19 protein-coding genes are annotated in these 21763 nt (G+C 74.1%); 13 read left to right on the forward strand and 6 right to left on the reverse strand.

The features are described 5' to 3' along the window. Positions 1-41: 41 nt before the first annotated feature. Complete coding sequence (locus OHA91_RS09520; protein ID WP_031151218.1) at positions 42-467, forward strand: OsmC family peroxiredoxin; 426 nt, start codon at positions 42-44, stop codon at positions 465-467. 71 nt (positions 468-538) lie between these two features. On the opposite strand, the gene OHA91_RS09525 is transcribed toward OHA91_RS09520, so the two are convergent. Both OHA91_RS09525 and OHA91_RS09530 read right to left on the reverse strand, forming a co-directional pair. Further along, entirely contained in the window at positions 539-1630 is a 1092-nt protein-coding gene (locus OHA91_RS09525; protein ID WP_245240111.1) for an amidohydrolase family protein, read from the reverse strand. 38 nt (positions 1631-1668) lie between these two features. Beyond that, positions 1669-3003 (reverse strand): cytochrome P450 family protein, encoded by a 1335-nt coding sequence (locus OHA91_RS09530; protein ID WP_328739043.1) that lies wholly within the window; start codon positions 3001-3003, stop codon positions 1669-1671. 332 nt (positions 3004-3335) lie between these two features. Between OHA91_RS09530 and OHA91_RS09535 the strand changes: the two genes are divergently transcribed. The 3 genes from OHA91_RS09535 to OHA91_RS09545 all read left to right on the forward strand — a co-directional run bounded on the left by OHA91_RS09535 (position 3336) and on the right by OHA91_RS09545 (position 6366). Beyond that, positions 3336-3893 carry a hypothetical protein gene (locus OHA91_RS09535; RefSeq protein WP_031151211.1) on the forward strand — a complete coding sequence of 186 codons (558 nt, stop codon included), beginning with the start codon at positions 3336-3338 and terminating at the stop codon, positions 3891-3893. A 116-nt stretch (positions 3894-4009) separates the two neighbouring features. Continuing rightward, the gene (locus OHA91_RS09540) at positions 4010-5368 is read left to right on the forward strand and encodes an alkaline phosphatase PhoX (protein ID WP_031151208.1); all 1359 of its coding nucleotides are present in this window, start codon (positions 4010-4012) and stop codon (positions 5366-5368) included. Between the two features lie 71 nt (positions 5369-5439). Further along, positions 5440-6366, forward strand: coding sequence for a polysaccharide deacetylase family protein (locus OHA91_RS09545; protein ID WP_031151206.1), 927 nt, complete (start codon positions 5440-5442; stop codon positions 6364-6366). Positions 6367-6651: 285 nt separating this feature from the next. Here the strand turns inward: OHA91_RS09545 and OHA91_RS09555 are convergent, their stop codons facing one another. Beyond that, positions 6652-7323: an AIM24 family protein gene (locus OHA91_RS09555; RefSeq protein ID WP_031151203.1), complete on the reverse strand. Its 672-nt coding sequence runs from the start codon at positions 7321-7323 to the stop codon at positions 6652-6654. 71 nt (positions 7324-7394) lie between these two features. Here OHA91_RS09555 and OHA91_RS09560 point away from each other — a divergent pair, with 71 nt between their 5' ends. From OHA91_RS09560 to OHA91_RS09575, 4 genes are all read left to right on the forward strand, one after another. Next, positions 7395-8147 (forward strand): aminoacyl-tRNA hydrolase, encoded by a 753-nt coding sequence (locus OHA91_RS09560; RefSeq protein WP_266492791.1) that lies wholly within the window; start codon positions 7395-7397, stop codon positions 8145-8147. Positions 8148-8279: 132 nt separating this feature from the next. Continuing rightward, positions 8280-9692, forward strand: a complete 1413-nt coding sequence (locus OHA91_RS09565) for a multinuclear nonheme iron-dependent oxidase (protein WP_328739044.1) — start codon at positions 8280-8282, stop codon at positions 9690-9692. Continuing rightward, entirely contained in the window at positions 9689-10732 is a 1044-nt protein-coding gene (locus OHA91_RS09570; protein WP_031151196.1) for a TIGR04222 domain-containing membrane protein, read from the forward strand. The genes OHA91_RS09565 and OHA91_RS09570 overlap by 4 nt, the downstream gene beginning before the upstream one ends. Positions 10733-10833: 101 nt before the next feature. After that, complete coding sequence (locus OHA91_RS09575; protein ID WP_031151193.1) at positions 10834-12507, forward strand: alpha/beta hydrolase; 1674 nt, start codon at positions 10834-10836, stop codon at positions 12505-12507. A gap of 113 nt (positions 12508-12620) precedes the next feature. On the opposite strand, the gene hemQ is transcribed toward OHA91_RS09575, so the two are convergent. Further along, positions 12621-13334: a hydrogen peroxide-dependent heme synthase gene (hemQ, locus tag OHA91_RS09580; RefSeq protein ID WP_030032685.1), complete on the reverse strand. Its 714-nt coding sequence runs from the start codon at positions 13332-13334 to the stop codon at positions 12621-12623. 4 nt (positions 13335-13338) lie between these two features. Beyond that, positions 13339-14823, reverse strand: a complete 1485-nt coding sequence (gene hemG / locus OHA91_RS09585) for a protoporphyrinogen oxidase (protein WP_051893185.1) — start codon at positions 14821-14823, stop codon at positions 13339-13341. Positions 14824-14977: 154 nt separating this feature from the next. Here hemG and OHA91_RS09590 point away from each other — a divergent pair, with 154 nt between their 5' ends. Further along, the gene (locus OHA91_RS09590; RefSeq protein WP_328739047.1) at positions 14978-16000 is read left to right on the forward strand and encodes a DUF4349 domain-containing protein; all 1023 of its coding nucleotides are present in this window, start codon (positions 14978-14980) and stop codon (positions 15998-16000) included. A 59-nt stretch (positions 16001-16059) separates the two neighbouring features. Continuing rightward, entirely contained in the window at positions 16060-17442 is a 1383-nt protein-coding gene (locus tag OHA91_RS09595) for an FAD-dependent oxidoreductase (protein WP_031151187.1), read from the forward strand. Positions 17443-17562: 120 nt separating this feature from the next. Here the strand turns inward: OHA91_RS09595 and hemE are convergent, their stop codons facing one another. Further along, complete coding sequence (gene hemE / locus OHA91_RS09600; protein WP_031151185.1) at positions 17563-18627, reverse strand: uroporphyrinogen decarboxylase; 1065 nt, start codon at positions 18625-18627, stop codon at positions 17563-17565. 91 nt (positions 18628-18718) lie between these two features. Between hemE and OHA91_RS09605 the strand changes: the two genes are divergently transcribed. The 3 genes from OHA91_RS09605 to OHA91_RS09615 all read left to right on the forward strand — a co-directional run bounded on the left by OHA91_RS09605 (position 18719) and on the right by OHA91_RS09615 (position 21710). Beyond that, on the forward strand, positions 18719-19375 hold the full coding sequence (locus tag OHA91_RS09605; protein ID WP_030651584.1) for a DUF3000 domain-containing protein: 657 nt from the start codon (positions 18719-18721) through the stop codon (positions 19373-19375). Between the two features lie 264 nt (positions 19376-19639). Beyond that, positions 19640-20302, forward strand: coding sequence for a helix-turn-helix transcriptional regulator (locus OHA91_RS09610; RefSeq protein WP_007267191.1), 663 nt, complete (start codon positions 19640-19642; stop codon positions 20300-20302). A gap of 124 nt (positions 20303-20426) precedes the next feature. After that, a complete protein-coding gene (locus OHA91_RS09615) occupies positions 20427-21710 on the forward strand; it encodes an HRDC domain-containing protein (RefSeq protein ID WP_031151182.1) in 1284 nt (427 codons plus the stop codon). The last annotated feature ends 53 nt before the right edge of the window (positions 21711-21763 follow it).

Below are 21763 nucleotides of genomic sequence, written 5' to 3' on the forward strand. Positions count from 1 at the left end.
GGGGAGCCCGGCCGTTTCCCACCATCTGCGAAGGGACCACCATGGCCACCACGCGTCACGCGCACACCGTCTGGGAAGGCGACCTGCTGAAGGGCAAGGGCGTCGTCAGCCTCGACTCCTCGGGCATCGGTTCGTACGACGTCTCCTGGCCCGCGCGCTCCGAGGCCGCGAACGGCAAGACCAGCCCCGAAGAGCTGATCGCCGCCGCCCACTCCAGCTGCTACTCGATGGCGCTCTCCCACGGCCTCGCGGGCGCGGGCACCCCGCCCACCCGCCTGGAGACCAAGGCCGACGTCACCTTCCAGCCGGGTGAGGGCATCACGGGCATCCACCTGTCCGTCGAGGGCACGGTCCCGGGGCTGGACGAGGCCGCCTTCGCCGCCGCCGCCGAGGACGCCAAGAAGAACTGCCCGGTGAGCCAGGCCCTGACGGGCACCACGATCACCCTGAGCGCCAAGCTCGTCTGACCGCGGGACCACGCGATCACCGCCAGGGGGTGCGGGCCGCGCCGTGCGGCCCTCACCCCCTGGCGTGTCCCTCAGGCCGTCGCCAGCTGCGGGATCAGCCGCATGGCGTTGTCGTGGTAGATCCCCCGCAGCTGCTCCGGGGTGAAGGCCGGGTCCGCGTCGAGGGCGGGCAGGGCCAGGTCCGTGACCGTGTCCGCGGGGGCGGCGGGCCAGTCCGTGCCGAACAGGACGTGGTCGGCCGGCACGTGCTCCAGCAGGGTCGCGGCGGGCGCCATGGGACCCGCGGTGTCGTAGTAGAAGCGGCTCAGGTGGTCGCGGACGGCGGCGGGCTCGACGCTCGGTTCGCAGAACCGCCCGAGGGCCTGCAGGCGCGTCGCGATGTACGGCAGGAAGCCGCCGGCGTGCGGCAGGACCACGGAGATGTCCGGGAAGCGGTCCAGCGTCCTGCGGCTGATCATGTTCACCGCGGCCCGGGTGGTGTCCAGCAGGAAGTCGCACACGAAGTTCGGGATGCCCGGAACGGTCGACGCGCCCGGCGGGCCGGGCGGGCCGCCCGGGAGGTTGTGCGGGTGGGTGTCCACCACCGCGGAGCGCTCGTTCAGCTCGTGGAACAGCCGGTCGTAGGCGGGGTCCCCGAGGTAGACGCCCCCGTAGTTGGCGGTCACGTTGACGCCGACGGCGCCGAGCTGCCCGAGACCGCGGCGCACCGCCCAGGACGACGCCTCCTGGTCGTCCAGGAAGAGCGGCACGTAGTACGAGAACCGTCCCGGATGGGAGGCCGCCACCTCCGTCATCGACCGCAGCGTGATGTTGATCGCCTCGCGCAGCTGGGCCGACGAGCGGTAGGGCGCCGGCAGCATCGGCTTGAGGACGGCGGTCGTGATGCCCGCGTCGTCCATGAAGCGGATCGTCGCCTCGGTGTCGAGGCGGGTCCACGGCGGCAGTTGCTCCGGCTTGACCAGCCCGTGGTGCACGGCCCACTCGCGCCACTCCGGGGCGCAGAAGTGATGGTGCATGTCGATCTTCGAGTGGACGGTGCCCGCCGTGTCCGCGCCCGGCGCCGAGGGCCCCCGGGCGATCCGGATGACCTCGCTGGTGCCCACCGCGGCGATGCGCAGTTCGTCCGCCGGCGTTCCCAGGAGCCGCAGTGCGGGGGTACTCACGGAATCCGTCATGCCAATCCACCGCCCATGGGTCTGGGTCACTTTCCGGAGGCCACGGAGGCCAGGGTCGGCTCGCCCGGGTCGCGGTCCGGGTCGCCCGGGTCGCCGTCCCGGCGCGACGGCTCCAGGACGATCCGGAGGTGCTCGAGTCCCCGGAAGGCCGCCACCGGTCCCTTCAGCCACGCGCCCCGGGTCTCCTCCAGGTCTGCGGGCTCCATGTCCGGGAACTCCCGCAGCAGGCAGGCGAGCGCGATCTCGAGTTCGAGCCGCGCCAGCGGCGCCCCCAGGCAGTAGTGGGTGCCGTGGCCGAAGCCCAGGTGCGTGCCCTGGAGTCCCTCGCGGGTCACGTCCAGCTCGTCGGGCGCGTCGAACCTCTCCGGGTCCCGGTTGGCCGAGGCGATCGCGATCTGCACCAGGGAGCCCTTGGGGATCACCGTGTCCCGGATCCGGGCCTCCTCGGCCGCGTACCGGAAGGTCGAGGTCTCCACCGACCCCTCGAAGCGCAGCATCTCCTCGACCGCCCCCGGGATGAGCCGGGGGTCCTCGCGGAGCCTGGCCGCCTGGTCGGGGTGGAGCAGCAGGTTGAGGACGGAGTTCCCGATCTGGTAGGCGGTGGTCTTGTGTCCGGCGAAGAACAGGACCCACAGCGACGCGACCAGTTCGGGGTCGTCCAGCCGTTCCTCCGCCTGGAGGAGGTCGCTGAGGAAGGTGTCCGACGGGTGGTCGCGGGTGTCCGAGATGAGCCGCTCCAGCCGGTGCTGGAGCCGCTCTTCGGCCGCCTTCAGCTCCGCCCTGCGGCTGGGGTCGAACCGGGAGCGCGTCACCACCGCGAACTGCTCCAGGATCTCCGGACGGTCCTCCTGCGGGATGCCCATGAGTTCGCACAGGACCGCGACGGGCAGCGGGAACGCGAACGAGGCCATCAGGTCGACCGTGCCGGCCCCGCGGCACTCGCCGAGGATCGTCTCGGCGATCTCGGTGATCCTCGGACGCATCTGCTCCACCCGCCGCGGGGTGAAGGCGCTGCGCAGGATGCGGCGCAGCCGGGTGTGCCGGGGCGGGTCCGAGAAGAGGACGTTGTCGTCGAGCGCGTCGAAGAAGCTGCCGTACACGGCGTGGTAGGTGTCGATGGCGCCGCGCATGTCCTTGCTGAACCGGGGGTCCGACAGGGCGTCGCGGGCGTCGTCGTGGCGGGTGATCAGGTACGTGTCGACCCCGTGGGGCGGGGTCAGCCGGCACACCGGGGCCTGCTCGCGCAGGGCCGCGTACAGGGGGTGGGGGCACTGCCGGTACTCCGGCGCGCCCCTGGAGACGGCCGACACGATGTCGTGCAGTTCTCCGTCGCCGTTCGGTGCCGCATCCCGCTGCGCCATGTTCCGCACCCTCCGTCGCACTCCGCCGTGGCTGTGGCCGTCGCAACGGCCGTCCGCGGACTCACCGGTTCCCCGTGCCGGTGCGCCGCGAAACGGCCCGGCTCCCGTTCGGGTGAGCCGCCGGCCCGGGGCCGGGGCCGTCCCCGGGTGCGGCTGCCCGGTCACCGGTCGGCCGGGCGGCGGCGGGTCGGCCGCGGGCCGGCCGCCCTCCTGGCGTCGGCCGATCGGCGGTCGCCCGTCCGAGCCGTGTACGGGCCGGGCGCGGGGCGGGTGCGGCGGCCCGTGGGAAGGGCTGCTGTGCCACCAGCCAGCCCGTCACGAGGAGCCCGCGCATGGTCCGACGTCTCGCCCCCGCCCTCACCGCTGCCGCCGCGCTCGTCCTTGCTGCCGTCGCCGCGCCGCCGGCCGCCGCCGGCCACGGCCCGGACGCCGGCCGGGCCCTGGCCGACCGGGCGGTCGCGTACGCCGCGACCGCCCGGTTCCAGGTGCACGCCAACGCGGTGGCGGCCGGCTACGTGCCGGACAAGTACTGCGTCTTCGACAAGGTGGGCAGGACCGGCGCGCTCGGCTACCCGCACTTCAACCACAAGTACGACAACTCCGTCGACCCGACGAAGCCCGCCGCGCTCTACTACGAGGACGACGGGCGCGGCGGCAAGCGCCTCGTCGGCGTCCAGTGGCTGGTCTACGACCGCGACCAGAAGCTGACGACGGACGACGACCGCCCCACGATGTTCGGCACCGCGTTCAAGGGCCCCAAGCCCGGCAACTTCCCCGGCCAGCCGGTCCACTACGCCCTGCACCTGTGGCTCTGGAAGAAGAACCCCCGCGGCCTGCACGAGACCTTCAACCCGGCGGTGGCCTGCCTCCCGGGCACCACCCGGCCGTAGGAGGTGTCCTGACGGCTGTGTCCTGACGGCTGTGTCTTGTCGGCCGGGCCGGTCACGGGCCCGGCATGATCGGCGGGACAAACCCTACGGGGCCCGACGTCCTCCGGGAGCCGCCGATGTCCGTCACCCGACGCAGCCTGCTCGCCGCCGGCGCGATCGCCTTCAGCGGAGCACTGGGCGCACTGTTCGCCGGCGGCTCCCCCGCCTCCTCCCGGGCGGCCCGGGCCGGCGGCGGGTACGGGCCGCTGCTCCGCGACCCGCGCGGGCTGCTCGATCTGCCCGCCGGGTTCGCCTACCGGGTGCTCTCGCGGGCGGGCGACCCGCTGCGTTCCGGTGAGGGCGCCGTCCCCGCCAACTGCGACGGCATGGCCGCCTTCGACGCCGGGGGCGGCCGGGTCCGGCTGGTGCGCAACCACGAGAACCGGGCCACCGCCGCCCTGCGCGTGCCCGCCGTGGCGGGGCTGACGTACGACCCCGGGGCGCTCGGCGGCTGCACGGCGCTGGACCTCGCCGCGGACGGGCGGGTCACCGGCGAGCGGGTCGCCCTCGCCGGCACCGCCGTCAACTGCGCGGGCGGTCGCACCCCCTGGAACACCTGGCTGAGCTGCGAGGAGACCGAGGACCGGGCCGGCACCGCAGGCTGCGAGCGGGACCACGGCTACGTCTTCGAGGTGGACCCGGCGCGCCCGCAGCGCACGGGCGCCGTCCCGCTCACCGCGATGGGCCGCTTCGCGCACGAGGCCGTCGCCGTGGACCCGTACCGCGGGGTGGTCTACGAGACCGAGGACGCCTTCGTCCGGCCCTTCGGCCTGTTCTACCGGTTCCTGCCGGACCGGCCGCTCGGCGGCACCGGTTCGCTGCGGGCCGGCGGCGCCCTGGAGGCCCTGCGGGTCCCGGGTCTGGCGGACCTGGCGGCGGTGGACGAGCCCGGGGCGGAGTTCCCGGTGGAGTGGGTGCCCGTACCGGACCCCTCGGCGGCCGTCACCCCGATCCGCCACCAGGACTTCGGGCCGGGCGGCATCACGCACGCGCAGAAGCTGGAGGGCTGCTACTGGGGCGGCGACGGCGTCCACTTCGTGTCCAGCTACGCCCGCAGGGGCGAGGGAGCGCCCGCCGACCACCACGGACAGGTGTGGTTCTACGATCCGCGCCGGGCCCGGCTCCGCCTGGACGTGCTCTTCGGGCCGGCCGCCGACGTGCAGCTGCCCGGGGACTCCCCCGACAACATCTGTCTGGCCCCGGACGGCGGGCTGATGGTGTGCGAGGACGGCGGCGGGGCGCAGTACGTGTTCGGGGTGACGGCGGGTGGCGAGGTCTATCCGGTGGCCCGCAACGCCGACGACATCGGCGGGCCGGGGGCCCCGGAGTGGGGGGAGTTCGCCGGGGTCGCCTTCTCCCCCGACGGGCGGACCCTGTACGTCAACGCCTACGCGCCGGGCACCACCTTCGCCGTGACGGGCCCCTGGCGGCGCTGACCGGGGGTCTCGCGGCACAAGTGGGAGTGCCGCAGACATCCACTTGTCACATAGTCATATATTTTGCGTGCGTGACCATTTCTGTGCGCAAGGTTGCGGCCGCGGCCGCACTCAGTGCCGCCCTCACCGCTTCCCTCGCGGGCTGCGGCGGCTCCGGCACCAAGGACGCCGGCCGCGAAGCCCGCCTGGGAACGCCCGCGGCGTCCGCCCCCGCGGGTTCCGCGCCCGGCGCCGCGGCCGCCTCCCAGAGCCCCTCCCCCGGCGCCCCGGGCGCCCCGCCGGCCGGCGCGCCCGGCAAGGCGCCGACCCTGGCACCCGGCCCGAACGGCCTGACCCCCGTCTTCGAGCGGGCGAAGCAGCACACGGACAAGACCGTGGCACTGACCTTCGACGCCGACATGACCTCCGACCAGGGGCCGCGCGCCGCGGGCGGGGAGCGCTTCGACAACCCGCAGCTGATCTCGACGCTGCGCACCCTCAAGGTGCCCTCGACGATCTTCATGACGGGCCGCTGGGCCGAGGAGTACCCGGACCAGACCAAAGCCATCGGGACCGATCCGAACTTCGAGATCGCGAACCACTCCTACAGCCACCACGCCTTCAAGTCCCCCTGCTACGGACTGCCCGCGCTCGACGGGGCCGCCGCCCGGGCCGACGTGGACCGGGCCTTCGCCGCCTTCCGCCAGGCCGGCGCCGTCAACACCGTCCCGTACTTCCGCTTCCCCGGCGGCTGCTACGACGACCCGGCGCTGCGGGCCCTGTCCACGGCCAAGGTCACGGCGGTGCAGTGGGACGTGGTCAGCGGGGACGCCTTCGCCAAGGACCCTGACGCGGTGGCCGAGCAGGTCCTCGCCGGGGTGAAGCCCGGCTCGGTGGTGGTGATGCACTGCACGCGCAGCGCCGCCCCCGTCACCGAGGAGGCCATCCAGAAGATCGTCCCGGAACTGCGCAAGCGCGGCTACCGGTTCGTGAAGGTGTCCGAGCTGATCGGGACGTAGCGGTCGGTCGCGCTCCCTCACCCCCGCCGGGCCGCGGACAGGCCGCCGTGCCCGCGGCGGGGCCGGCCGCGGCCCGGTCGCAGACCAGGAGCGCCGCGGAGGCCGCCAGGCTCCGGTGAGGAGCGCCCCGGCGAGGCCGGTGAGCAGGGCCGCCGCGTGCACCCGTACGGGACCGGCAGTTGCCGCCTTCGACCCGGACCAGCGCGCCGGGCGGCACCTCCAGGGAGATCCCGCGCAGCACCCAGGGCCGGCGCCGGCCGTAGCGGCGGCCCACCCCGATGAGGTTCAGTGCGCGGCCGTCTCGGTGAGCTCGCTCGGGCGGACGATGACGAAGCCCTCGCCGCTCAGCTTCAGCTGGACCGCCTCGCCGGAGCCGCCGCGGATCATCGAGCCGACCGACTGGGAGCGGTGCAGGCCGGTCTCCAGCTGGGCGCTCCAGCCGACGACGGCGTCCGTGTCGACGTGGACGGGGGCCTGCGGGGTGACCGGGATGATGATCGGGTGTCCGTCGCAGACGACGGCGAGCTTTCCGGTGCCGGTGAAGACGCTGTTGAAGAGGCCGCCGCCGGTCATGCCGGCGCCCTTGACCATCTTGATCTCGTAGGACAGCGTCGGGTCGAAGCACAACACGTTGCGCCCGTTGACGGTGAGGGCGTCACCGTGCTCGATGTCGATGATGAAGCAGTTGCCCGCCTGGTGGGCGAACCAGGCCTCGCCCTGGCCGCGTACGGACATCAGCGCCAGGCCCTCGCCCGTGACCGCGCGCTTGAGCATGCCGCCTATGCCCTGCCCCTTGCGCTCGAACTGCAGGTCGCCGCGGAAGGCGACCATCGAGCCCTGACGGGCCAGCATCTCCCCGTTGACGTTGTACTTCACGGACTTGGCGTTCTGCAGGCTCATGCCGGGGGTGACGGCGGCCCGGGCCAGGTTCTCGGACGCGAAAAGATCACTCTTCATGGCCCCGATCCTCACCCGGGCCGGCCCCCCGGGACATCCTCCTCAAGGCGGAGCCTGGCATCCTTGGCGGGATGAGCAGCCAGCACACGAACGACACCTCCGGCGTACCCGCGGTCGGGGCCGACAGTGCCTTCCGGCGGGAGCACGTACTGCGCGACGAGGCCCCGCAGTTCGTCCTGCCGCTGGTCGTACGCATCGAGAAGGCGGAGCCGCCCGCCCGGACCGACGCGCTGGAGACCGCGGCCCGGGCCGTGCTGGTGCTGCTCTCCGACGAGCGGGCGCACGGCGAGGGCGAGTGGGCACAGGCCGTCCGGGACTGGCAGGACGCGCGGATCCGCAAGGTGGTCCGGCGGGCGCGCGGGGCGGAGTGGCGCAAGGCGGAGACCCTGCCCGGCATCACGGTCCGCGGCGACGCCGCGCAGGTCCGGGTCTTCCCTCCCGTGCCCCTCGACGGCTGGCCCAAGGAACTGGCCAAGCTCCAGGTGTCGGGCACCGACCTCGACGACCCGCGGCCGGTCCCCGCGGCCGACGGACCCGCCCTGCCGGTGCTGTGGCTCAACCCCGCTCTGGAGATGTCGGCCGGCAAGGCGATGGCCCAGGCCGGGCACGCGGCCCAGCTGGCGTGGTGGGAACTGGCGCGGGCGGAGCGGGACGCCTGGCAGGAGTCGGGCTTCCGCCTGGCCGTACGGACCGCCGCGCGCGAGCGGTGGGCGGAGCTGAGCGGGAGCGGGCTGCCGGTGGTCCGCGACGCCGGGTTCACCGAGATCGCCCCGGGCAGCGCGACGGTCGTGGCCGACCATCCGGCGCTGCGGGCCCGGCTCTGACGGCTCCTCGGCGGCCGCTCCGGTCTGCCGGGAACCTCAAATGTTGCTCTGAACGTCCCGTCGGGCGGATTGGCGCGACCGCGGCGGGTGCATGACATCCGCACACAGTGCTTTGAGAGGGGGCGAGGGGACATGAAGCCCATGGCACACCTGGGGGTGGGCATCGGCTGGCGGCCGGAGATCGCGGACGCGGTCGCCCGGCTGGACGGCCTGGACTGGGTCGAGGTGGTGGCCGAGAACATCTGCCCGGGCCACCTGCCCGAGGCCCTTCAGCGGCTGCGCGAGCGGGGCACGCGCATCGTGCCGCACGGTGTCTCGCTCGGCCTCGGCGGCGCCGACCGACCGGATCCGCAGAAGCTGGCGGCACTCGGGGAGCGGGCGGTGGCGCTGGGGGCGCCGCTCGTCACCGAGCACATCGCCTTCGTACGGGCCTCCTCGCCGGTGCTGGAGGCCGGGCACCTGCTGCCGGTTCCGCGCACCCGCGACGCGCTGGACGTGCTGTGCGAGAACGTGCGGATCGCGCAGGACGCGCTGCCCGTGCCGCTGGCGCTGGAGAACATCGCCGCGCTGTTCTCGTGGCCGGGCGAGGAGATGACGGAGGGGCAGTTCCTCACGGAGCTGGTCGAGCGGACCGGGGTCCGGCTGCTCATCGACGTGGCCAACCTGCACACCAACCGGGTCAACCGGGGCGAGGACCCGGCCGCCGTCCTGGACGCGATCCCGCTGGAGGCGCTGGCGTACGTGCACGTCGCGGGCGGTGTGGAGCGGGACGGCGTCTGGCACGACACGCACGCGCACCCCGTGCCGCCGGTCGTGCTCGACCTGCTGGCCGAGCTGCGCTCGCGGGTGGAACCGGCGGGCGTCCTGCTGGAGCGGGACGACGACTTCCCGCCCGAGGCGGAGCTCGCGGGCGAACTGACCGCGATCCGCGAGGTCGTGACGGCCGGCCGCACGGCCGCGGAAGGGTCGGGAGCCAGGCCGGACGCGGGCGGGCCGGACACCGTACGCGGACCCGCTCCGGACACTGCGGCGCAGGCCGCTCGCGCCGCCGCGCCGGAGTCGGGAGCCGCCCCGGAGCCGGGATCCGCGCCTGAGCCGGACTCCGGGCCGGAGCCCGAGGGGCGGGGGGCCGGCGAGGCCGCCCGGACCCGTGTGGCGCTCGGGCAGGCCGCGCTGCTGTCCGCGCTCGTGGCCGGGACCCCCGTGCCCGAGGGCTTCGACCGCGCGCGCATCCGGGTGCAGGTGCGGGCGCTGGCCGCCAAGCGGGCCGACGTGGTCGCCAAGGTGGCTCCGGAGCTGCCCGGGATCCTCGGCGGACCCGACCCGTACCGCAAGGCCTTCCTCGCCTACGCGAAGGGCCGCCCCATGACCGCCGGATACCGCAGGGACGCGCTGGACTTCGCGGAGCACCTGCTGATCCAGGACCTGCCGGCCGACCCGGCCGCCCGGCGCCGGCTCACCGCCTGGTGGCGGGAGCGGGCGGGGGCGAGGCCGCCCCGCCGCATCGTGCGCTGGGCCCGGACGCTCGCGGGGAGGGCCGCGTGAACATCCTCGCCGTCGCGATCTGGATCGCCGTCGTCGTCTCCTCCGTCCTGCTCGTGCGCGGGCTGCGCCGCGCCCGGCCCGGAGCCGCGGTCGCGTCGGCCGCCCTCCACGACCTGTCCGAGGCCGCGTTCCTGGTGGGCGGCCCCGGCACCGTCGTGGACGCCGCACTCGTCTCGATGCTCGGGGACGGCCGGCTGGTCGTCGGCGGTCCCGGCATCGTCCAGGTACGCCCCGGGGCGCGGGCGGGCGACCCTGCCGAACGCGCCGTGCTCCAGGCCCACGCCGCAGCCCCCTCGGGCTGGCTCTACCAGGTGCGCTACGGCGCCATGTGCGACCCGGCCGTCCAGGAGATCGGGGACGCCCTGGCCGCCCGCGGGCTCGTCGCCCCGCCCGGCAGCGGCCGGCGCTGGCGCCGCTGGGGGCTGGTCCAGGCCGTCGCGTGCGTGGTCTGGCTGGTGGCGTCGATCCCGCTGACCGTCGTGGGCTACGCCCTCGATCCCGACCCCGGCGTGCCGTTCATCGTGATGGTGGCGCCCGTGCTGCTGGCGGGCATCGTCCTGGGCCTGTTCTGCATGGCCCGCGCCGGGAACCGGGTCACCCCGGCCGGGCTGCGGGCGCTGCTCGCGCTGCGCTCCGCGTACGTGAACGACCGCACCCCGCACGTGCAGACCGCGCTCTTCGGCCTGCGCGGCCTGCGCGACCCGTTCCTGCGCCAGCAGCTGGTGCCCGCCGCGCGCAGCACCCGGCTCGCGGCAGCCCAGTCGGGTGCGCGCTCCCACCGCACGCACACCCGCTCGTCCTCGTCCGACTCCTCGCCCGAGCTGCTGCCGGTGATGTGGTGCGCGACGAGCGACGGGGGCGGCGGGGGCGGTTCGGGCTGCGGCTCCTCCGGCAGCAGCTGCGGAGGCGGTGGTGGCTCCGGCTGCTCGGGCAGCAGCGGTTCGAGCTGCGGTGGCTCGTCCTCCAGCTGTTCCAGTTCGAGCAGCTCCAGCTGTTCGAGTTCGAGCAGCTCCAGCTGTTCCAGTTCCAGCAGTTCCTGATACGGCAACCGGGGTCACGGCCGCCGACACCGGCCGGTGATCCTTTACAAGTGCGGCGCCCAGGCCTCTCATCGGTTCATCGGATGAGAGGCAGGGGCGCCATGCGAACGAGAACCGCACGCCACGGATCCGTCGCGGCCGCGCTCTTCCTCGCCCTGTGCGCGCCCACCGCGGTGGCCGCACCCGTCCCGCGGACCCCGGACACCGCCGACACCGGCGCCGCCGACGCCGAGAGCGCGGGAGCCGCGCTCGTCGCCCGCCGGGCGGCCCTCGCGGCCGCCTCCCGGGGTGGCGGCGCCGCCGGTCTCGACTTCCGCGCCTGCCCCGCCGTCGAGGACCTGCCGTCCCGCGTCCGGTGCGCCACCCTGCGCGTACCGCTCGACTACGCCCGCCCCGACGGCCCGCAGATCTCCCTGACCGTCAGCCGGGCCGCCGCCACCGGCGCCGGCGGCGCCGCCCGCCAGGGCGCGCTCGTGCAGAACCCCGGCGGCCCCGGGGCCTCCGGGATGTACTTCCCGCTCGTCGCCGACGTCCCCGGCTGGGAGCGGATCGCCGCCGCCTACGACCTCGTCGGCTACGCCCCGCGCGGGGTCGGGCGCTCGGCCCCGCTGTCCTGCACGGACCCCGCGGCCCGCCCGAAGGGTCCCGTCCAGGAGCCGGTCCACCCCTCTCCCGCGTACAAGGCGGAACGACTCGCGCAGGCCCGCGCGTACGCGAACGGCTGCGCACACCGGACCGGCGCGGCCCTGCCGTACTACACCACCCTGAACAACGCCCGTGACCTGCACGTGCTGCGCGCCGCGCTCGGCGAGGAGAAGCTGACCTTCATGGGCGCCTCGTACGGCACCTACCTCGCCGCCGTCTACGCCACCCTCTATCCCGGCCACGTCCGCCGGATGGTCCTCGACTCGGCGGTCGATCCCGACCCGCGCCGCGTCTGGTACCGCAACAACCTCGACCAGGCGCGCGGGTTCGAGGGCCGCTGGCACGACTTCCGGGCCTGGGTGGCCCGGCACCACGGCACGTACGGGCTCGGCACCACCCCCGCGGCCGTGCAGGCCGCCTACGAGCGGGTCCGCGACGCGGTGGCCCGTACCCCCGCCGGCGGGGCCGTGGGGACCGGCGAGCTGCGGGCCGCCTTCCTCCAGGCCGCCTACTACGACGACGTCTGGCCGGACCGGGCGGCGGCCCTGGCCGCGTTCCTGCTCGGCGATCCCTCACTGCTGGCCGCCCAGGCCGCCCCCGATCCGGCTGCGGCGGCCGAGGCCGAGAACGCGACGGCCGTCTACACGGCGGTGCTGTGCAACGACGCCCCCTGGCCCGCCGACTGGTCGACCTGGGACCGCGACAACTCCGAACTGGCCCGTACGGCCCCCTTCGAGACCTGGGCCAACGCCTTCCTCAACCTGCCGTGCGCGTCCTGGCCGGTGCGCGGACGGCAGTCGCCGGTGGCGGTCGGGGCCCAGCCCGAACGGCTCCCGCGGACTCTCGTCGTCGCGGCGGAACGGGACGGCGCGACCCCGTACCCGGGCGCGCTGGAACTCCAGCGGCGGCTCGGCGCCGGGGCGTCACTGGTGACGGAGACGGGAGCCGGCTCCCACGGAGTGGTCGGCGGACGCAACAACTGCGTGGACCGACACGTGGAGCGGTATCTGCTGACGGGCGCCACCCCGGGGTGGCGCGTCACGTGCGCGCCGCATCCGGAGCCCGCACCGGTGTCGCTGGACGACAGGGCGGCTGGCGCCCGCAGGGCGCTGCTGCCGCCGGTCGTCTGAACTTCCGGGCGGGATCTCCGGCTGCGTCGTTTCGGGGGCAGTGCCTCCCGATCCACCGGAGGCACTCACCTGACGGTGTGGTCGTCCTCCGGTCCTTCCCCCCAGGGGAGGTATCAGGCGAGCCCGGCCACCAGGTCGGCGACGGACTTGCGGCGCCCGGTGTAGAAGGGCACCTCTTCACGGACGTGCATACGGGCCTCGGAGGCGCGCAGGTGACGCATGAGGTCGACGATGCGGTACAGCTCGTCCGCCTCGAAGGCCAGCAGCCACTCGTAGTCGCCCAGCGAGAAGGAGGCGACGGTGTTGGCGCGCACGTCCGGGTAGCCGCGGGCCATCTTGCCGTGGTCGGCGAGCATGCGGCGGCGGTCCTCGTCGGGCAGCAGGTACCAGTCGTAGCTGCGGACGAAGGGGTACACGCTGACGTAGTCGCGGGCGACCTCGTCGGCCAGGAAGGCCGGGATGTGCGACTTGTTGAACTCGGCCGGGCGGTGCAGGGCCATGTTCGACCACACCGGCTCCATCGCGCGGCCCAGCTTGGTACGGCGGAACAGGTTGTACGCGGTCTGCAGCTCGTCCGCGGTCTCCGCGTGCCACCAGATCATGATGTCGGCGTCGGCCCGCAGACCGGAGACGTCATAGGTGCCGCGGACGGTGATGTCCTTGGCGGCCAGCTGGTCGAACAGCTCCTGGACCTCGTCGGCGAAACCGGCGCGGTCCTCCGGCAGGACGTCCTTCAGCTTGAAGACGGACCACAGGGTGTAGCGGATGACCTCGTTGAGGTCCTTCGCCTTCTTCCCCGCGTTGGGAATCTTCTCTGGTGCAGTCATGTGCCTATTGTCCCGTGCGCTGATCAGTGGTCGGAGCCAGGGGTGCCGTACGCGCACCGAGCGAGGCGATCACCGTGTCCGCGGCCCGGCCGGCACTCGCGACGCAGGCCGGAATGCCCACCCCGTCGTAGAGCGCGCCGCACACCGCGAGGCCGGGCAGGGCCTCGACGGCGGCGCGGATCCGGGCGACCCGGTCGAGGTGGCCGACCGGGTACTGGGGCAGTCCGCCGTCCCAGCGGGTGACGGTGGAGGCGACCGGCCGGGCCGTCAGGCCCACGGCCTCGCCGAGGTCGGTGAGGGACACCTCGACGAGCTCGCCGTCCTCGCGCTCCAGGTCGCGCTCGTCGGCGTACCGGCCGACGGAGGTGCGCAGCAGGAAGAGGTCGGGGTCCTTGCCGGCCCAGGCCCACTTGTTGCTGGAGAAGGTGGACGCCTTGATGGTCCGGCCGTCGACGGGCGGCACGAGGAATCCGCTGGCGCCGCCGCCGGTGACGGCGGCCGGCAGGTCGCGGCGCCGGAAGGCCATGGTGACCAGCGCCATGGAGGCGTATTCGACCTGGTTCAGCTCGGCCGCGGCGGCCGGCGCGAGGGAGTCCAGCAGCCGGGCGGCGGGCCCGGCCGGGACGGCCAGGACGACGCCGTCGGCCTCGAAGGTCTCCTCGGCGGCCACGACCCGCCAGCCTTCAGCCGTACGAAGGACCTCCCGCACGGGGGTGCCGGTGACGATCCGCGCACCGGCCTTGCGGCAGGCCTCGGCCACGGCGAGCGGGAGGCGTCCGATGCCCCCGTCGATACCGGCGAAGACCGGGCCGGCCTGCTGGGGCCCGCTCTGCGCCTTGCGCTGCAGTTCCCGTACGCCGTCGCCCAGCAGGGCGTGCGTGCGGGCGGCCTCGAAGAGCTGGGGCACGGCGGCCCGCATGGAGATGCGGTAGGCGTCGCCCGCGTAGACCCCGCCGAGCAGCGGTTCCACCAGCCGGTCGACGACCTCGCGGCCGAGGCGGGCAGCCACGTACGCGCCGACGGCGACGTCCTCGCCGATCTCGGTGGGCGGCAGCGTCCGCTCGGCCTCGATGCGGGCCAGGCCCTCTGCGGAGAGGACCCCGGAGGCGGCCAGCGGACCGAGGTCGCCGGGGACGCCCATGACGTGGCCGCGCGGCATCGGCCGCAGCGCGCCCCTGGTCCACAGGTGGGCGGTGGCGGTGGCGGGCGGCTGCACGGCGTCGGCCAGGCCCACGGCCTCGGCGAGGGCGACGGCCTCGGGGCGGCGGGCGAGCATGGACTCGGCGCCGAGGTCGACGGGGGCCCCGGCGAGTTCGCCGGAGTACAGCTTTCCGCCGAGCCTCGGTCCGGCCTCCAGCAGCGTGACGCGGGCGCCTTCGGCGAGCAGCCGGTGGGCCGCCGCGAGGCCCGCGATCCCGCCGCCGATGACGACGACGTGGCCCGGGGAGCCGGCGGGCCGGGTGGGGCTCCCCGGCCGATCCGTACGCATGTCCGCTTCGTGCATGGACACATCGTCTCAGACCGATCACCGAGGCCGGACCGTGACCGCATCGGGACCGGCCCGGAACCGCGTGTGCGAAACCCGCGACGGGACCCTGTACGTCGAAACGGCAACACCAGCCGATCATCGGGGGTTTACAGCGATGCACAGCATCAGCAGACACCGTTCCGCGGCGGCCCTGGCCGCCCTCTCCCTCACCGGGGTGCTCGCGCTCACCGGCTGCGGCGCGGACGGCCAGGGCTCGGCGAGCGACAAGGCGGCGGTCGCACCGCCCGCGGCGGACGGCAAGGCCCGGGAGGGGGCGGCGGGCGCCGCGGCGGCCCCGGCGCCGGCGGGGTCGGCGGGGTCGGCGGGGTCGGCCGCCAAGAACGACGGGGCGCCGGTCGCGGTGCGCCCGAACGTCATCCGTACGGCCACGCTCGGCATCGAGACGACCGACGTCCAGAAGACGCTCGCGGCCGCCCGCACCGCGGCCGACGGCGCGGGCGGCTACGTCGGCAACGAGTCGACCAAGCGCGGCGAGGACGGCCGGATGACCTCGACGGTGACCCTGCGGGTGCCCGGCGAGCGCTACGACGCCGTGCTCGGCGCCATGGAAGGCAGCGGGAAGCTGCTGCACCGCAAGGTCGACGCGCAGGACGTCACCGAGAAGGTCGCCGACATCAACAGCCGTGTCTCCTCGCAGCAGGCGAGCGTGGCGCGGGTGCGCGAGATGATGGGCAAGGCCTCGGCGCTGAGCGAGGTGGTGATGCTGGAGAGCGAGCTGAGCCGGCGCCAGTCGGACCTGGAGTCGCTGCTGGCGCAGCAGACGGCGCTGAAGGACCAGACCTCGATGGGCACGATCACGCTGGAGGTCTCCGAACCGGCCCCCGCGGCGGAGGAGGAGAAGAAGAAGGAGAAGGAGCCCACCTTCCTCGGTGCGCTGAGCGGCGGCTGGGAGGTCTTCACGAAGATCCTGCGCTACCTGATGGTGGCGCTCGGGGCGCTGCTGCCGTTCCTGCTGACGGCTTCGGCGGTGGTGGTGCTGGTCCGGGTGTACCGGCGGTGGCGGCCGGCGCGGCCGAAGACGGGCCTGACCCCGAAGCGGGTGCCGGTGCCGGCGGCGCGGACGGCGCCTCCGGCCGGGGCTCCTGCCCCGGACTCCGAGGCCGACGTGCGGGACTGAACGCGCGTTCGCCCGTAGCGTGTTCACCATTCGACAGCGGTGAAGGGGCGGTACGGGCGATGGCGACGGAACGACTGGTGGTGGTCGGGGGCGACGCGGCGGGGATGTCCGCCGCGTCGCAGGCCCGCAGGCTGAAGGGTCCGCAGGAGCTGGAGATCGTCGCCTTCGAGCGCGGCCGCTTCACCTCCTACTCTGCGTGCGGCATCCCGTACTGGGTCGGCGGCCTGGTCGCCGAGCGCGACGACCTGATCGCCCGCACCCCCGAGGAGCACCGGGCCCGGGACATCGACCTGCACACCCGCACGGAGGTGGTGGAGCTCGATCTGGCCGGGTCGCGGGTCCGCGCCCGCGATCTGGACGGCGGATCCGAGTCGTGGACCCCCTACGACAAGCTCGTCCTCGCCACCGGCGCCCGGCCCGTGCGCCCCCGCCTGCCCGGCATCGGCGCGCACGGGGTGCACGGCATCCAGACCCTGGACGACGGCCAGCGGCTCATGGACTCGCTGGAGCGCACGCGGGGCCGGCGGGCGGTCGTGGTCGGCGCGGGCTACATCGGCGTGGAGATGGCCGAGGCCCTGGTGCTGCGGGGCTACGAGGTGACCGTCCTGCACCGGGGCGAGCAGCCGATGGCCACGCTGGACCCGGACATGGGCGGCCTGGTGCACAGCGCGATGAACCGCATGGGGATCGTCACGGTGGCGCGCGCCGAGGTCACCAAGATCCTCGCCGACGAAGAGGGCCGGGCCCGCGCGGTGGCAACGTCCGCCGGCGAGGAGTACCCGGCGGACGTGGTCGTGCTCGGCATCGGCGTGGAGCCGCGGACGGCGCTGGCCCGCGACGCCGGCCTCCCGCTCGGCCCTTCGGGCGGGATCCTCACGGACCTGTCGATGCGCGTGCGCGGTCACGAGAACGTCTGGGCGGGCGGCGACTGCGTGGAGGTCCTCGACCTGGTCGCGGGCCGCACCCGGCACATCCCGCTGGGCACCCACGCCAACAAGCACGGCCAGGTCATCGGCTCCGGGGTGGGCGGCGGCTACGCGACCTTCCCGGGGGTGGTCGGCACGGCGGTCAGCAAGGTCTGCGACCTGGAGATCGCCCGTACGGGGCTGCGCGAGCGGGACGCGCTGGAGGCGGGCCTGCGCTTCGTGACGGCCACCATCACCTCCACCAACACGGCGGGCTACTACCCGCAGGCGGCGCAGATGACGGTGAAGATGCTGGCGGAGCGCCGTACGGGCCGCCTCCTGGGCGTACAGATCGTCGGCGGCGCCGGTTCCGCGAAGCGGGTGGACGTCGCGGCGGTGGCCCTCACGGCGGGCATGACGGTCGAGCAGGTGGTCTCGCTCGACCTCGGCTACGCCCCGCCGTTCTCCCCGGTCTGGGACCCGGTCCTGGTGGCGGCCCGCAAGGCGGTCTCCGCGGTCCGCGCAGCGGGCGTCTGACCGCTCTGCCCGGGGCTCGACTCCGAGCGGACCCTCCGTCGGACATGCGAAACGTCGGTCCGTGCCATGTCATGCAGGGCGCGGACCGACGTTTCGGTCCTGCTCGGGTGCGGGTTCCGCTCAGCGGGCCGTCTTGGTGTGGACGTAGTCCACCAGGCGGGTCAGCGCCTCGGGGTCGGTCGTCGGGAGGACGCCGTGGCCGAGGTTGAAGACGTGGCCCTCCAGGCCGGCGGCCGCAGCGAGGACCTCGTCCGTCTTGGCCTCGACCGCCTCCGTGGTGGAGAAGAGCACGGCCGGGTCCAGGTTGCCCTGGAGGGCCTTGCCCGGGCCGACCCGGCGGGCCGCCTCGTCGAGCGCGACGCGGTAGTCGACGCCCACGACGTCCGCACCGGCTTCGCCCATCAGGCCGAGGAGCTCGCCGGTGCCGACGCCGAAGTGGATCCGCGGGACCCCGTAGGAGGCGACGGACTGCAGGACCTTCGCCGAGGCGGGCATGACGGAGCGGCGGTAGTCCGCCGGGGCGAGCGCGCCGACCCAGGAGTCGAAGAGCTGGACGGCGGAGGCGCCGGCCTCGATCTGGACCTTCAGGAAGGCGGAGGTGATCTCCGCGAGGCGGTCGAGCAGGTCGGCCCAGAGCTGCGGGTCCCCGTACATGAGGGCCTTGGTGTGCTCGTGGTTCTTGGAGGGGCCGCCCTCGACCAGGTAGCTCGCGAGGGTGAAAGGCGCGCCCGCGAAACCGATCAACGGCGTGGAGCCCAGTTCACCCGTGAGCATGCCGATCGCCTCGGTGACGTACGAGACGTCCTCAGGGGTGAGGTCGCGCAGTTGTGCGAGGTCCTCGCGGCGGCGGATCGGCTGGGCTACGACCGGGCCGACGCCCGGCTTGATGTCCAGGTCGACGCCGATGGCCTTGAGCGGGACCACGATGTCGGAGAAGAAGATCGCCGCGTCGACGTTGTGGCGCCGCACCGGCTGCATGGTGATCTCGGTGACCAGGTCGGGCCGCATGCAGGACTCGAGCATCGCGGTGCCCTCGCGGACCTTGCGGTACTCGGGGAGTGAGCGCCCGGCCTGCCGCATGAACCACACCGGCGTGTGCGGCACCGGCTCCCGCCGGCACGCCTTCAGGAAGGCGGAATCGTACGTCTGGCTCGGCTGGCCCTTGGGGCTGTCGTTGGCGCTCACGACCCAAATCTTCGCACGTATGAAGAAGTGCCCGTCCCGGCGCGGGTGTCCCTGCGCCGTACGGCCGCACATACCGCCTAGTCTTCCCCGCATGGCTGCGGCTCAGGGACGATTTTCAGATGGCGCCGACGGTACGGACAGTGCGAAGGAGAGCTCCGTCCCACTCCCGTTCCGCCGGGCGGTCGAAGGATTGAAGAAGGCCCGGCTGCGCCCGGGGGTCGAGATCGATCCGACGAAGCCGCCCCAGCGGCTGGCCCCGTACGCCTACGCGCTGGAGGCCGCGGTGGTGGACGGGGAGGACGACCTGGCCGACGGCCGGCTCATCCTGCTCCACGATCCGGCCGGGCACGACGCCTGGCACGGGACCTTCCGGCTGGTGACGCTCGTACGGGCGGAGCTGGAGCCCGAGATGGCCGCGGACCCGCTGCTGCCCGAGGTGTGCTGGTCCTGGCTGACGGGGGCCCTGGAGGCGCGCGGGCTGGCCTACGGCGAGGCGAGCGGAACGGTGACCATGGCGAGCTCGCACTACTTCGGCGGGCTCGCGGAGCGGCGGCCCGCGACGCAGATCGAGATCAGAGCCTCCTGGACGCCGCGCGAGGGCGTGGGCGGGGTCCCGGACACCCCGGCGCACCTGTCGGCGTGGTGCGAACTGATCTGCCAGATCGCGGGGCTGCCGCCGGTGGGTCCGACGGACACGGCGACGGGCGTGGTCTCCCTGCCACAGCGCCGCGGTCCGCACCACCCGTAGGCACGGGGCCGTACGGCCGCCACGGGACGGGGAACGCCCGGCCGAAGCCCGCAACGGAGTGTCACAACCCGGCCTCCGTTGTGGGCTTCTGATCACCCGATGATCGATCGTGCGTCCGAATTGCCCGAATTGTTACTCACCAAATCGTGATCATTCTCTAAAGCCGGGCGGGTGACGTGCCGAAGGAGTCAGTGACCATCCGCACGGTTCGCACCGGCTTCCTTCCCCGAGCCGGCCGTCCCGCCACTCCCCCAGGAGGCCTAGGTGTCCGTTCTTCTCGAGCAGCCCGCAAGCCTGGTCGCCTACCGCCCGAACAAGCCGACGGCCATGGTCGTCGTGGCCGACCCGCGCGTCCGTTCCACCGTGACCCGCCATCTGTGGGCCCTCGGAGTCCGTGACGTGATCGAGGCGTCGTCCATCGCGGAGGCCCGCCCCCGCGTCGGCAGCCCGCGCGACATCTGCGTGGCCGACGTACACCTGCCCGACGGTTCCGGTCTCACCCTGCTCTCCGAGACCCGTGCCGCAGGCTGGCCGAACGGCCTGGCCCTGTCCGCCGCCGACGACATCGGCGCCGTGCGCAACGCCCTCGCGGGCGGCGTGAAGGGCTACGTCGTCACCGGTACGCGGACCAACATCGGGCTCCCCACCCGGCCCGGCGCCGCCCCCATCGGCGCTGCCGCCGCCCGTATGCACCGCCGCCCCCCGGGTGCCCCGAGCCACCCGGGCGGCTACCGGGAGCTCTCCGGCCGCGAGGTCGAGGTCCTGCGCCTCGTCGCGGAGGGCCAGTCCAACAAGGCCATCGGCGTCTCGATGGGCCTGTCCGCCCTGACCGTCAAGTCCCACCTCGCCCGCATCGCCCGCAAGCTGGGCACCGGTGACCGCGCGGGAATGGTCGCCGTGGCCCTGCGGACCGGGATCATCCACTGAGCACGGGCCGGAGCGCCCGGATAGACGTCCGGGATACCCCCGGAAAACATCCCGCTTACTGATCGCGCCCGTCGACGGAACGTTCCGGCGACGGGCGCGTCGTATACACGGATACCCTTGACCGGTGACCGACGCCCAAGAGACCGCAGCAGACCTGCGCACCACCACCGGGGGCGGCCCCCCGGACGACGTCGTTGTTCCGCCCGGTGGGGTGCCGACTCCTTTGCTGGAGCCCCGCGAGGGGATTCCGCCGGTGGTCGCCGACGCGGACGCCCTCGCCGAGGTGGTCGCGGCCTTCGCCGCGGGCACCGGCCCCGTGGCCGTCGACGCCGAACGCGCCTCCGGATACCGCTACGGCCAGCGCGCCTACCTCGTGCAGCTGCGCCGCGAGGGTGCCGGGTCAGCCCTCATCGACCCGGTGGGCTGCCCCGACCTGTCCGCACTGGGCGAGGCCCTCTCCGGCACCGAGTGGATCCTGCACGCCGCCACCCAGGACCTGCCGTGCCTGCGCGAAATAGGCATGGTTCCCACCTCGCTGTTCGACACCGAGCTGGCGGGCCGGCTCGCCGGCTTCCCGCGGGTCGGACTCGGCGCGATGGTCGAGAGCGTTCTCGGCTACGCCCTGGAGAAGGGCCACTCCGCCGTCGACTGGTCCACCCGCCCGCTGCCCGAGCCGTGGCTGCGCTACGCCGCCCTGGACGTGGAGCTGCTGGTGGACCTGCGGGACGCCCTGGAGAAGGAGCTGGACCGGCAGGGCAAGCTGGAGTGGGCCCGGCAGGAGTTCGACGCCATCGCCGCCGCTCCCCCGGCCCCGCCGCGCAAGGACCCCTGGCGCCGTACGTCCGGCATGCACAAGGTGCGCCGCCGTCGGCAGATGGCCGTCGTACGGGAGCTGTGGGAGTCCCGGGACCGGATCGCGCAGCGGCGCGACGTGTCGCCGGGCAAGGTGCTGGGCGACGCGGCGATCGTCGAGGCCGCGCTGGCCCTGCCGGCGAACGTGCACACCCTGTCGGCCCTGCCCGGCTACGGGCAGCGGATGGGCCGCCGCCAGCTCGACCAGTGGATGGCCGCCGTGGACCGGGCGAAGGCGCTGCCCGAGAACGAGCTGCCGCAGCCGGGTGCGACCCCGGCCGGCCCGCCCCCGCCGCGTTCCTGGGCCGACAAGGACCCGGCCGCCGCGGCCCGGCTGGCCGCGGCCCGCACCGCCGTCTCTGCGCTGGCGGAGCAGCTGAACCTGCCCCAGGAGAACCTGATCACCCCGGACACGGTCCGCCGCCTGTGCTGGGAGCCCCCGCAGCGGCTGGAGGCGGACGCGGTGGCCCAGGCCCTGGCCCTGCACGGCGCCCGGCCGTGGCAGATCGAGCAGGTGACCCCGGTCCTGGTCACGGCCCTGGCGGCCACGGACTGACCCCTCCCGCACAGCGGCAGAGCCCCCGGCCCCCGGCCGGGGGCTCTTTCGTC

It is taken from the genome of Streptomyces erythrochromogenes (genome assembly GCF_036170895.1).
In the GTDB taxonomy this organism is placed as follows: domain Bacteria; phylum Actinomycetota; class Actinomycetes; order Streptomycetales; family Streptomycetaceae; genus Streptomyces; species Streptomyces erythrochromogenes.